9 protein-coding genes are annotated in these 11,973 nt (G+C 58.1%); 4 read left to right on the top strand and 5 right to left on the bottom strand.

Translation table 11 applies throughout. The features are described 5' to 3' along the window. Positions 1–84: 84 nt before the first annotated feature. Positions 85–1,488 (top strand): 2-succinylbenzoate--CoA ligase, encoded by a 1,404-nt coding sequence (locus tag NW870_RS01770; protein WP_414373592.1) that lies wholly within the window; start codon positions 85–87, stop codon positions 1,486–1,488. Here NW870_RS01770 and NW870_RS01775 read toward each other — a convergent pair. Continuing rightward, the gene (locus NW870_RS01775; RefSeq protein ID WP_414373594.1) at positions 1,485–2,093 is read right to left on the bottom strand and encodes a DnaJ domain-containing protein; all 609 of its coding nucleotides are present in this window, start codon (positions 2,091–2,093) and stop codon (positions 1,485–1,487) included. The two genes, NW870_RS01770 and NW870_RS01775, sit on opposite strands and share 4 nt — an antisense overlap. A gap of 241 nt (positions 2,094–2,334) precedes the next feature. Here NW870_RS01775 and NW870_RS01780 point away from each other — a divergent pair, with 241 nt between their 5' ends. Further along, entirely contained in the window at positions 2,335–3,090 is a 756-nt protein-coding gene (locus NW870_RS01780; protein WP_414373595.1) for an ankyrin repeat domain-containing protein, read from the top strand. A 1,167-nt stretch (positions 3,091–4,257) separates the two neighbouring features. On the opposite strand, the gene NW870_RS01785 is transcribed toward NW870_RS01780, so the two are convergent. From NW870_RS01785 to pyrR, 3 genes are all read right to left on the bottom strand, one after another. Further along, on the bottom strand, positions 4,258–4,830 hold the full coding sequence (locus NW870_RS01785) for a metal-binding protein (protein ID WP_414341609.1): 573 nt from the start codon (positions 4,828–4,830) through the stop codon (positions 4,258–4,260). A gap of 79 nt (positions 4,831–4,909) precedes the next feature. Then, positions 4,910–5,881 carry a putative 2-dehydropantoate 2-reductase gene (locus NW870_RS01790; protein WP_414373596.1) on the bottom strand — a complete coding sequence of 324 codons (972 nt, stop codon included), beginning with the start codon at positions 5,879–5,881 and terminating at the stop codon, positions 4,910–4,912. Between the two features lie 51 nt (positions 5,882–5,932). Then, positions 5,933–6,481 carry a bifunctional pyr operon transcriptional regulator/uracil phosphoribosyltransferase PyrR gene (gene pyrR / locus NW870_RS01795; RefSeq protein ID WP_011433996.1) on the bottom strand — a complete coding sequence of 183 codons (549 nt, stop codon included), beginning with the start codon at positions 6,479–6,481 and terminating at the stop codon, positions 5,933–5,935. A 147-nt stretch (positions 6,482–6,628) separates the two neighbouring features. Here pyrR and NW870_RS01800 point away from each other — a divergent pair, with 147 nt between their 5' ends. After that, positions 6,629–7,159: a pentapeptide repeat-containing protein gene (locus tag NW870_RS01800; protein ID WP_414356737.1), complete on the top strand. Its 531-nt coding sequence runs from the start codon at positions 6,629–6,631 to the stop codon at positions 7,157–7,159. A gap of 84 nt (positions 7,160–7,243) precedes the next feature. On the opposite strand, the gene NW870_RS01805 is transcribed toward NW870_RS01800, so the two are convergent. Further along, positions 7,244–7,957 (bottom strand): heme oxygenase (biliverdin-producing), encoded by a 714-nt coding sequence (locus NW870_RS01805; protein WP_414356736.1) that lies wholly within the window; start codon positions 7,955–7,957, stop codon positions 7,244–7,246. A gap of 590 nt (positions 7,958–8,547) precedes the next feature. Between NW870_RS01805 and rpoB the strand changes: the two genes are divergently transcribed. Next, positions 8,548–11,967: a DNA-directed RNA polymerase subunit beta gene (gene rpoB, locus NW870_RS01810; RefSeq protein ID WP_414356735.1), complete on the top strand. Its 3,420-nt coding sequence runs from the start codon at positions 8,548–8,550 to the stop codon at positions 11,965–11,967. The last annotated feature ends 6 nt before the right edge of the window (positions 11,968–11,973 follow it).

An 11,973-nucleotide genomic window follows, 5' to 3' on the forward strand; every position in this document is an offset into this window, starting at 1 on the left:
TTTCCTGTCAAGGGAATTGAGCGGGCATCCTCGAATACAATGCAGGGAATCGGCGAAGCCGTTGAGGTTGCACACCCACAACCCATGAGATCAATTGCCTTGCCCGGGGATGGCGGAGACTTGAAGGAGTGCCTGTCCAAACTGGAAGAGCAACTGCGCCCTTTGGCAGACAAGGCCGTTCCCCTGCTGGTGGCAGACTCCGATCCGGTGCAGGTGTGGGCGGCAGTTTTGACCTGCCAACGCTTGGGGATCCCGCTGTTCCTGGGTAATCCCCACTGGGGAGAACGGGAATGGGGACAGGCTTTGGCGGATATGGGATCCGGCTGGTGCTGGCGCCAGGGCCGACTGGAAGGGGATCCCGCCCCCTTGAATCCGCGCCTGCGAGAGTTGCGGGAAGTTTTGCCCAGCTCCCATTGGCCGCTGATCGGCATCCCCACCGGTGGCTCCGGCGGCCAGATAAAATGGGCCATGCACTCTTGGCTGACCCTCAGTGCCTCGGCCAAAGCCCACCAACAGCACTTTGCCGTCGGGCCTGTACACAGCTATTGCCTTCTGCCCTTGTACCACGTCAGCGGCTTGATGCAGGCAGTCCGATCCTGGCTGAGCGGTGGGCAGTGGGTTGTCTGGGATTGGAAACGGCAACAGCAGGCCGAGTCTTGGGATCCCCCTTTGCCGGGGAGCTTTCTATCGCTGGTGCCCACTCAGTTGCAACGGCTGTTGCTCAGCGCCCATCCGGGAGTTTTGGAGAGCCTGCGCCAATTTCGGGCCATTTTGGTCGGCGGTGGCCCCACCTGGCCCAGCTTGCGGCAACAGGCCCGGCAACTTCACCTTCCCCTTGCCCTCACCTACGGTATGACCGAGACCGCCTCCCAGGTGTGTACGTTGCTGCCAGAAGCCTTTTGGCAAGGGAGCGACAGTCTGGGTCGGCCTCTGCCCCACGCCACGCTCCAGATCCGCAGCGAAAAAGGGGATCCCCTGCCCAGCCATGCTGTGGGCTACATTCACATTCAGGCAGAGTCGCTGGCACTGGGCTACTACCCGCACCTAAGTGCTACGCACCGCTTACGCGAAGGGCAACAGCAAGGCTTTACCCCCGGCGATTTGGGCTATCTAGACCGACAGGGATCCCTCTATTGGTTAGGTCGAGCCGATGACCTAATCCTAACCGGCGGGGAAAAGGTGATGGCTGCAGAAGTGGAAGGGGAGATCCGAGCCAGCGGCTGGGTGGAAGATGTGTGCGTGTTGGGCCTACCGGATGCCGAATGGGGGCAGCAGGTGGTGGCGGTGGTCGTCCCCAAAACGGGGATCCCCAAAGAGCTGGAAATGCACCTGAAGCAACACCTGAGCCGCCAACTGAGTCCCTTCAAGCACCCCAAGCACTGGCTGTGGTGTACGGGGATCCCGCGCAACCCTCAGGGCAAAGTCAACCGCCAACAACTCCGGCAGTGGGCAGCTCAGACGTTGGGGATCCCAACGCAGGCAAGTTAGCGGGATCCCTCCCGAATGCCCAGACGGGCTAAATCTCGCTTGATTTCAAAGGCCAATTCTCGGTTGTGCGGCTCCGTGGCCAAAGCTTTTCTCAAGTAGGCTTCCGCCTGCTGATAGCGCCCCTCGTAGATCAAATGGTTGCCGAAGCGCTGGTAGGCCAACGCCAAGATGTGGATGGCCTCGCTGGAGTTGGGAAACCGTTTCAGCAGCGCCTCCGCCTGGGCCACCGCCGTGGGCAACTTCCGCTCCCGCCAGGCTGCCTTGACGCGGGCAATCCCCTCCTTGAGCCCTTCCGGATTGGGCTGCTCTGCCGATGAGGGGCCTATGCTGCGAATGACCACCCGCCTTTCGCCGGCAGCAGGAGAGCTGGGTGGAGATTGACGTTGTGCAGATTGACGTTGTGCAGATTGACGTTGTGCATCGTAGCGCCGCCGCTGCTCAGGGTCGCTCAGCACTTGGTAGGCTTGGTGGATTTGTTGGAAACGCTCTCGGGATCCCTCCCCTGCCACATCAGGGTGAAACTGCCGCGCCAACCGTCGAAACGCCTGTTTAATCTCTTCAATGTCCGCTGCAGGAGATAGGTTCAGGATCGCGTAGTAATCCATAAACGGTGGCGCAACTAAGGGATCGGGAAAAGACCTGGCCAAAAACCAGCTCTAGTCTATCGCTGCGGCCCCGGCTTGACCAAGGGATCCCACCAAGCGCTTGGTTCTCCCGCTTCCCTCAGCAGCAGGGATCCAGTGTTAGACTTTGCCCAAGTTGTTTGGAGCCTCCATTCCGGCCTATCGAGGATCCCTTCCTGTTGCCCAACTTCATTGCAACTTGGCTTTTTTATTTCTATCTGTTATGAGTGAAGCGCTTCATCAAGCTCTTGCCAATCGAGATCTAAAACAATTATTGGCCCATTTGCAGCGGGGGGAAGATGTGAATGCTGTCGATGCTCAGGGAATGACTTTGCTTCATAAAGCGACACTCCTTGGCCATCTGGGACTGCTGGACTTGCTCTTAGTATATGGCGCCTCCCCCAATGCCTTAGATCCCACAGGTGCTACCCCTCTCCATTTGGCTGCCGACAGCGGCCAGGTCAAGCTGGTGGAGCGTCTTTTGAGGGCAGGCAGTGATGTCAATCTCCCAGATAACCATGGCTATACCCCTCTCCATCGGGCTGCTTTAACCGATCAGGTAGAAGTAATCGGTCTGCTCATCCAAAAGGGAGCCAACACTGGTCGTGTTCTCCACTGGGCCACAGCCACCGGTCGAAAAAGCATTCTGGCCCGCCTACTATCCAAGGGAGCGCCGGTGGATGCCACTGACGAAACAGGCCGAACCCCTCTGCATGAAGCCGCCACCCGAGGGGATTTGGGCATCGCTCGCTTTTTGCTCTTGTACGGGGCCAATGCCAATGCGCGCAACCGATTCGGGGCGACACCGATGCACTGGGCTGCTTGGGAAGGACACATCGAAATCCTGGAGCTTTTGCTGGAAAATGGAGCCGAACTAAACCCTCGCAATGAAGATGGGCATACCCCCTTAGCCTATGCACAAAAACGCCAACACAGGCTGGCTGTCCAATGGTTACAAGATCGAGGAGCAACTCTTTAGCTTAGTATCAAGTTTGGCATAGAGAGTAAAACAAAAGTTAATGAAAATGCTGCTATTTCAAGTCATAGGGTATTTGGTCTTCCTCCCTTCTCATGAGATGGGGTTTGAGAGTGAGGGTAACCCCTACAGAAAAAAGGAGAGAGGCTGTTAGGCTTTCCTCCCTCCAGTCTCTTCGTCGCGGTTAGCGTTAACGCCAGCTAGATTCTAACTGATTCTTCCACCTGATTCAACTTTTTTCTAGAGTTTCTCTTGAGCCCAACATAAATTTTTGAACGACAAAACAAGACATAGGACAGACAGTTTGTCCCAAAAGGTTGGTCTTTTTCCTTAGCTTCTGACAGGTTTGCAAAGGAAACTAGAGCAGCAATCTTTGTATTCGGTCTTGTCTTCCGGTTCCCGAAGCCAGATTGCCCCCTTCCAAAGCCATAACCCTCAGCCGCTGTTGCTCCTTTACACTGCCACTTCCACAGATTGACATGAATAAGCAAAAAATCTCTCTATCAACTGATTCTGACTCTCATTAGCACAGAACCTTGCTTAGCCTTGGAGAGGAGAAAAAGGGATCCCTGCTGACGCAATGGCCAGCTCTGCCAGCACAGGATCCCTGCCGCATCCAAGACAAGAGAGGAAGACTGATGGATATGACTCCACCACTCAACTGAGTAACAGCATAGCTTTATTGAGATTGAATCGCAATACCTAGCCAACGTAAGAGGAAATGTTCTTGACAAAACTGCTTCAAGTAGTCGTTTCAAGTTAGGGTGAGACGCTTGGGCTACTGAGGAGAGCCTTCTGATTCCCTGTATTCAAGGCTTTAGGTGTGGGTGCAGTGTCCCAGTTTGAATCGAAATGGCCACAAGCAGAGTACCTGGGCTAAAGGGTAATTGGCCAAGATTTGCAGTTTCAGCCCTCTTGAGAGGATAGGTCGCGGAGTTGTGGGCACAGCACAGGTTCAAGGGGGGGTGAGGGGCTGATAGCAGTCGTGGTTCTTATTACCCTCTATTTCAACTGCTCGCGTAGCGGGCCGGAGGCCTTAGCAGGAAGCAACCGGTCGTTTGTTTCACCTTGACGGTGAGATAAATGACTACGCGTTGCGGAACAGTAGGCAATCTCACCGCCATTCAAATGCCGGGGCAGGCAAGAATCAGCTTTTGGCCCAATGGATCCCTAGCCACGATAGCTGAGTCGCCTGGCAGGAGATCGAACCTGACGGCGTTTTCTGCGCCAGCGTTTCCAGCGGGAGACCATCCAGTCGCTTAGGCTGTGGTTCACCGATCCCAGTTCCAACCCCATCCCAATCCAAAAGAGCATCTCGGCGTGAACTTGCAGCAATTGCCAGAGATCGCTGCCCCACACCCAGGGTTGCCACATCCACCAGCCCAACCGGGATCCCAGCCAAGCCCCCAGCAGGCCAGCTCCTCCTGCCCATAGGCTCAAGTACAGTACCCGCACGGCGGTGCCCACAATCGGCCCATGAGACCAAAAGGAGCGATGCCGCATCCACTTGCGGTAGGGCAGCCAAATCCAGCGCAAGAACAGCCAGCGTTGATACTGTCGGGAACAGGTGTCCAGATCTCCAGAAAACATCAGGCCGCTGAACAGATAGGCGGATCCCACAGCCAGGGCAACTGTGGTGCTGTTCCCCAACACACCGGCGGCTAGGGTGATGCCGGGGGCCGTCCAGAGGGTAATGCGATCGTGGGTGGATCCCAGCGGCATAAAGCCAGAGCAACAGTACACGACTGCGGCTCAGTCTACCCGCAAGCAAAGGAGAAAGCCTGCTCCAGCCCTGGGATCGCTCCGCCGGATCTTGAAAAACTTAAGCCTGCTGCTCCCCAGGGATCCCTCGATTCAGGCGATCCAACACCTGCAACTGTCGGTAGAGCATTTCAACCCGTGGCAGATGGATCCCAGCTTGTCGAGCGTACTGCAGTGGGTTGCCGAAGATCACCTGCAGTTCCAGAGGACGTTTGCGCTCATAGTCGATTTTCATGCTGGTGCGGTAGGGGGCCATTTTCTCGGTATTGGTGAGCATTTCTTGGATCAGGGAGTCGGGAAGCAGGCGATCACAAGCTGCAGCTCCCTGTATCACCTCCTGCATCAGCGTTTCCGCCAAAGCACGGGCCTCAGGGTCTCGAATCATTTGCTGAGTATCGGCATTGAACACCACCGAGAGGCCGTTGAAGGGAATATTCCAGACCAGTTTCTGCCAGCGGGCCAACATCAAATCTGGTGAGAGCGAAGTCGGGATCCCTGCCCGTTGAAAATCGGCTTGAACTTGTTGAAGGCGGGGCGTGATCCCTTGGGGGGCATAGCCAGGGCCGTACTCTGCCAGCAGCACCGAACCGTAATCCAGATGGTGAATGTGGCCGGGGCCAACCTTATTGGAGCTGATGAAGCAGAGGCCCCCCATGACCCGCTCTGGGCCAACGCAATCGGCAATCTCGGGTTCCACCCCCAGCCCGTTTTGCAACAAGATCACCACGCCATTCTCGGCCAACACAGGCGGGATCAAGTGCGGCAGAAGCGCATTTTGGGTGGCTTTCAAAGCCACGATCACGCCTTCGCAAGCCGGCATGTCCTCCACGGCTGCGTAGGCATTCACCTGGGGCAAATGAAAATCCCCCCAGCAGGACTGCACCCAGAGGCCGCTTTGGCGAACATGGTCATAGTCGCTGTGCAGCAGAAAATGCACCGAAAAGCCCGCCTGTTGCAATTTCGCCCCATAAAATCCTCCCAAAGCACCCGTACCCAAAACAGCGTAACGGCGGGTTTCCGGCAACCGAGGCATGGCGGCAAGTTTTAGCAGGTCATCCCCAAAATACCGCACCCCAGCGCCGGCTCAGGACTTGATCTTTGCCGTTTTGTCTATCAACAGCACCCGCTCTTCCGCATCGGTTTCCCGCAGATGGACTCTCACCGTTTGCTCCGGTTCTGTGGAAAGCTGACAACCGCAGTAATCGGGCTGGATGGGGAACTGCCGGTGACCCCGGTCGATCAACACCGCCAATCGCACCCGTTCCGGTCGCCCAAAGTGGTTTAGAGCCTCCAAAGCTGCTCGCACGGTGCGACCGCGAAAGATAACATCATCCACCAGCACCACCTCTTGGCCGGTCAGGTCACGCGGCATTTCGCTGCGATCGGGGGTGCGCAACCCGCCGGCGCTCAAATCGTCGCGGAAAAAAGTGATGTCCAGCTCCCCCACTTGGGGCGGGATCCCCAGCAGAGTGGCAATCCGATCCCGCAGGCGGTAGGCCAGGGGAACTCCCCGGGTGCGAATGCCGATCAACGTCAACTTTTGGAGGTGGGGATGATCCCTGCCGATCGCCTCTGCCAGACCCTCGATCAGCCCGGCCAACTGCTCCGCATCGAAGACCTCGATCTCGGACATGGATCCCTGTCGCCCCCTCGCCAATCGCGGATCTGGTCTGTAGAAGACTTTAAGATAGCCCAACCTGCCGGCGGGATCCCTATCCGGTAAGATAAAACCAGAAGCAATTCCCAAGCCATGGAGGTTTCCTTGAGGGAGGGATCCACGATGTCTGTTGCTTGGCTGGCTTCGGTTCTGGCGAGGCGGTCTTGGCTGAGCCGTTTCCTGCGGGGGATGGTGCTTTGCGGGCTGATACTCTGCCTGGGGGTTACTCCGCTGGGATCCCCGGCCCAGGCAGAGGACTACACCAAACGAGATCTGCAGGGGGTGAGCTTTGCAGGGCAAGACCTGAGCGGCTGGAAGTTTCTCAAGGCCAACCTGCGGCAAAGCGATCTCAGCCACGTGAAGGCGGCAGGGGCAAACCTATTCGGGGCCAATCTCAGCAAAGCCAACTTGCGCGGGGCCGACCTGCGGGGGGCCACTTTGGACATGGCCAACTTACAGGGTGCGGATCTGCGAGAAGCGCAACTGCAGGACAGCATGATGTGGCTGGCCCGAGTCGAAGGGATCCAAATTGATGGGGCGGATTTCACCAATGCGTTGATACGGCAAGACGCCCTCTCCATCCTTTGCGAACGGGCCACCGGCGTTAACCCTGTAACCGGTCGGGCCACCCGCGACACTCTTGAATGTGACTGATCCTCACCCCCGGCTCTTCTCCCAGAGGGAGAGGGGAGATAGGCAGCAGAACCCATCGCCTCACTGCCCTCTGGAATCCGGATTTTAGGAGCTGGGAGCGGCTGCCTCAGAACGGGTGGGCTTGCGTTGAAACTGGCTGAGCAGCGAATTCCAGGCCAAGCGGGCCATCGACAACAGCCAATTGCCCTCCAACTCCCTAAACAAGTCCATGTTCAGCTTGAAGGCATAATTGGCCTCTGCCACAATGCGGTCGATGGTGGCTTGATCCAGCCCCAATGCATCCATCTGGGCACGGTAGCGCTGCTTGAACTTGCCCTCGTGGGGGATCTGCTCGAAATCGTAAAAAGCTGTTCCTTCCCCTGGCGGCAAGCCCATGGCCCGGCGGGCGATGTTTTTGAGGATTTGACCGCCCGACAAGTCACCGATGTAGCGGGTATAGGCGTGGGCGATCAGGAGAAGTGGATCTTTTTCCACCACTTCTCGGATGCGGTTGACATAGACCTGGCAGGCAGGGGAGGGCTTGACCACAGCGCGCCAATTGGGGCCGATAAAATAATTCAAGTCCTTCTCCAGGCTGGTCTTGCGCCACAGCTCCGGGTAGTAGAACCGGCCCACCAGCGGGTGCTCTCGCAGTTGGGCAAAGCCCTCTTCCAGAGCACTGTAGACAAAGTAGAAATTGCCCACGTAGCGGCTGTAGGCCCGCTTATCCACCACTCCCTTCAGGAAACACTTGATAAACACCATGTTCTCGGCCATGGTGTGGGACTGCTTGGTGCCCTCCCGCAACTGGGCCGACAAGCTGTGGTCCCGGTTATACAGATCACTTCTTTTATTCTGATTGTTCTGACTTTGACTCACAAAACCCTCCTCGCCAACAAACTGTGCTTCATTAGATCACCCGCAGATCACCCGCAAGCCATCCCGAGGTTCCCCCAGCCTGAGAAGCTTTGTAAACCCATTCCTAACCCCTTCTCATGATTGTTGTTGATGGCTCCGCCACAGCCTGCATCAACAGCGTGCATCTCAAAAGCGACGCAAACCGGCGCCAAGTCCACTCTGTCGACCGGCTGAGCCTGTCAGAGCCACCCCTCCGATCCCCAAGGTTGACCAGAAATCCGAGCTGGAGCAGCGGATGATCCGCAAAAACGGTTAAAGATTAGAATAATCTGCTTGAGTGTGAATGGATGTGAACAATCCTTAAGGCATGGCGGAAACCGCCCCTGCCCCGGCAGCCAAAAGGGGATCCCAAGCGGTTTTGCCGAGATTTTCCAGGTGCGCCCCCACGGGATCCGGACAGTCCCTCGACCTTTGTAACGTTCGTTGACGATCGTTGGCGGGGTTTCTATAATGGAAGGCCTGACTGCAGCGCGACCCCTCCCGAGCAACGCATGACACAATTAGCAGTGCAATCCCCTGTCGCTCCTACCTTTCCTGACCTGGTGGAGATTCAGCGGGAGAGTTTCTTGTGGTTTTTGCGAGAAGGGTTTGAAGAGGAGCTTCTCAGCTTTTCCCCCATCATCGATTACACTGGTAAGCTGGAGCTGCACTTCCTGCCTGAATATCGCCCTGGGGATCCCTCCAAAGGGTACAAGATCAACCGCCCCCGCTACGACCCCGAGGAGGCCAAGCGGCGGGATGCCACCTATCAAGCGCAGATCCGGGTGCCCACTCGCCTGATCAACAAAGAGACCGGCGAGATCAAAGACATGGACGTCTTCATCGGCGAACTGCCCTTGATGACGGATCGGGGCACCTTCATCATCAACGGCGCCGAGCGGGTGATCGTCAACCAAATTGTGCGCAGCCCCGGCGTCTATTACAAGTCGGAGCTGGACAAAAACGGGCGTCGTACCTACAGCGCCAGCCTCATCCCCAACCGTGGTGCCTGGCTGAAGTTCGAGACCGACAAAAACGGCCTGGTGTGGGTGCGCATCGACAAAACCCGCAAGCTCTCGGCGGCAGTTCTGCTGAAAGCCTTGGGCCTGAGCGACTCCGAGATTTACGACAACCTGCGCCACCCCGAATTCTTCCAGAAAACCATGGAGAAAGAGGGGCCCTACACCGAAGAAGAAGCCCTAATGGAGCTGTACCGCAAGTTGCGGCCCGGGGAACCCCCCACCGTATCGGGTGGCCAGCAGTTGCTGGAATCCCGCTTCTTCGACCCCAAACGCTACGATCTGGGCCGGGTAGGGCGCTACAAGCTGAACAAAAAGTTAAACCTCAACGTAGCGGAAAATGTGCGGGTGCTTACCGTCCCCGACATCTTGGCCGTCATCGACTACCTGATCAACTTGGAGTACGACATCGGCCATGTGGACGACATCGACCACCTGGGCAATCGCCGCGTGCGTTCTGTGGGTGAGCTGCTGCAAAACCAGGTGCGGGTGGGCCTAAATCGCCTGGAGCGGATCATCCGAGAACGGATGACGGTCTCCGAGTCGGAAAACCTCACCCCGGCCTCTTTGGTCAACCCCAAACCCTTGGTGGCGGCTATTAAAGAGTTCTTCGGCTCCAGCCAGCTCTCCCAGTTCATGGATCAGACCAATCCTCTGGCGGAGCTGACCCACAAGCGGCGGCTATCTGCCCTGGGCCCCGGCGGCCTGAGTCGGGAACGGGCCGGCTTTGCCGTGCGGGACATCCACCCCAGCCACTACGGGCGCATCTGCCCCATCGAAACCCCAGAAGGCCCCAACGCCGGGTTGATCGGATCCCTGGCCACCCACGCCCGCGTCAACCAGTACGGCTTTATCGAAAGCCCCTATTACCGGGTCGAGAACGGCGTGGTGCGCAAAGATCTGGGCATGGTCTACCTCACTGCCGATGAAGAGGACGAGTACCGCGTAGCCCCTGGGGATGTGCCGGTGGATGCCGAAGGCCGCATCACTGCCGATTTGGTGCCGGTGCGCTACCGCCAAGAGTTCACCACCGCCCACCCCACAGAAGTGCACTACGTCCAAGTGGCGCCGGTGCAGGTCATCTCGGTGGCCACCTCCTTGATCCCCTTCCTGGAGCACGATGACGCCAACCGTGCCTTGATGGGAGCAAACATGCAGCGGCAGGCGGTGCCCCTGCTCAAGCCGGATCGGCCCTATGTGGGCACTGGCCTGGAAGCCCAGGCGGCACGGGACTCCGGCATGGTGGTGGTGTCGCGCACCAATGGCGTGGTGACCTACGTTTCCGCCGACGAAATCGTGGTTCGGCCAGACGACGGCGGGGATCCAATTGTCTATCGCCTGCAGAAATACCAGCGCTCCAACCAAGACACCTGCCTCAACCAGCGTCCCCTTGTCTATACGGGGGATCGGGTGGTGGCTGGCCAGGTGCTGGCGGATGGCCCGGCGACCGAAGGGGGCGAGTTGGCTTTGGGCCAAAACGTGTTGGTGGCCTACATGCCCTGGGAGGGCTACAACTACGAAGATGCCATCTTGATCAGCGAGCGGCTGGTCTACGACGATGTCTTTACCTCGGTACACATCGAGAAGCACGAGATCGAGGCCCGGCAAACCAAACTGGGCCCTGAGGAGATTACCCGCGAAATCCCCAACGTGGGGGAAGATGCCCTGCGGGACCTGGATGAGAACGGCATTGTGCGCATTGGGGCTTGGGTGGAGGCCGGCGACATTTTGGTGGGCAAAGTCACCCCCAAAGGGGAGTCGGATCAGCCCCCAGAAGAGCGGCTATTGCGGGCCATTTTCGGGGAAAAGGCTCGGGATGTGCGGGACAACTCGCTGCGGGTGCCCAACGGCGAGCGCGGTCGGGTGGTGGATGTACGCATCTTTACCCGCGAACAGGGGGATGAGCTGCCTCCCGGCGCCAACATGGTGGTGCGGGTCTACATTGCCCTCAAGCGCAAAATCCAGGTGGGGGACAAGATCGCGGGCCGTCACGGCAACAAAGGCATCATCTCCCGCATCTTGCCGATTGAGGACATGCCCTACCTAGCGGACGGCACACCGGTGGATGTGGTGCTCAACCCCTTGGGGGTGCCTTCCCGGATGAACGTGGGCCAAGTGTACGAGTGCCTGCTGGGCTGGGCAGCAGAACATCTGGGGGTGCGCTTCAAGCTGATGCCCTTTGATGAGATGCACGGTTTAGAAGCCTCCCGTCTGACGGTGGAGGCCAAGCTGAGGGAAGCCCGAGAGAAGACCGGCAAGGACTGGATCTTCAACCCGGAAGGCAAGTACTGCGGCAAAATCCAGGTGTTTGACGGTCGCACCGGGGAGCCCTTCGACCAGCCCGTTACGGTGGGCCGCGCCTACATGCTGAAGCTGGTGCACTTGGTGGACGACAAGATCCACGCTCGCTCCACCGGCCCCTATTCTTTGGTGACCCAGCAACCGCTGGGGGGCAAGGCGCAGCAGGGCGGCCAGCGCTTTGGGGAGATGGAGGTGTGGGCTTTGGAGGCGTTTGGGGCGGCCTACATCCTGCAGGAGCTGCTCACCGTCAAGTCCGACGACATGGTGGGGCGCAACGAGGCTCTCAACGCTATCGTCAAGGGCAAGCCCATCCCTCGACCCGGCACGCCGGAGTCCTTCAAGGTGCTGGTGCGGGAGCTGCAGTCCCTCTGCCTGGATGTGTCGGTACACAAGGTGGAGGTGGACAGCGAAGGGCAAACCCACGATGTGGAAGTGGATCTGATGGCCGATACCTCCAACCGTCATACTCCCTCTCGACCCACTTATGAATCGGTTACGTCTGAGGATCTCTCGCCATCACCAGCCTTTACCAGAGTGCTCCGCACCGCTGACGCGAATGCCAGCCGTAGCCGTGAGGAAGATGAGGACGGAGAAGAGGAAGATGACTTTTGAGTGTTG

The organism is Synechococcus sp. R50.1, assembly GCF_047462115.1.
Lineage (GTDB): Bacteria > Cyanobacteriota > Cyanobacteriia > Thermostichales > Thermostichaceae > Thermostichus.

Bases quoted from the DNA above. Each gene is read 5' to 3' on its own strand.
- NW870_RS01770 (WP_414373592.1), top strand. From the start codon at position 85: ATGAGATCAATTGCCTTGCCCGGGGATGGCGGAGACTTGAAGGAGTGC.
- NW870_RS01775 (WP_414373594.1), bottom strand. From the start codon at position 2,093: ATGGATTACTACGCGATCCTGAACCTATCTCCTGCAGCGGACATTGAA.
- NW870_RS01780 (WP_414373595.1), top strand. From the start codon at position 2,335: ATGAGTGAAGCGCTTCATCAAGCTCTTGCCAATCGAGATCTAAAACAA.
- NW870_RS01790 (WP_414373596.1), bottom strand. From the start codon at position 5,881: ATGCCTCGGTTGCCGGAAACCCGCCGTTACGCTGTTTTGGGTACGGGT.
- pyrR (WP_011433996.1), bottom strand. From the start codon at position 6,481: ATGTCCGAGATCGAGGTCTTCGATGCGGAGCAGTTGGCCGGGCTGATC.
- NW870_RS01800 (WP_414356737.1), top strand. From the start codon at position 6,629: ATGTCTGTTGCTTGGCTGGCTTCGGTTCTGGCGAGGCGGTCTTGGCTG.
- rpoB (WP_414356735.1), top strand. From the start codon at position 8,548: ATGACACAATTAGCAGTGCAATCCCCTGTCGCTCCTACCTTTCCTGAC.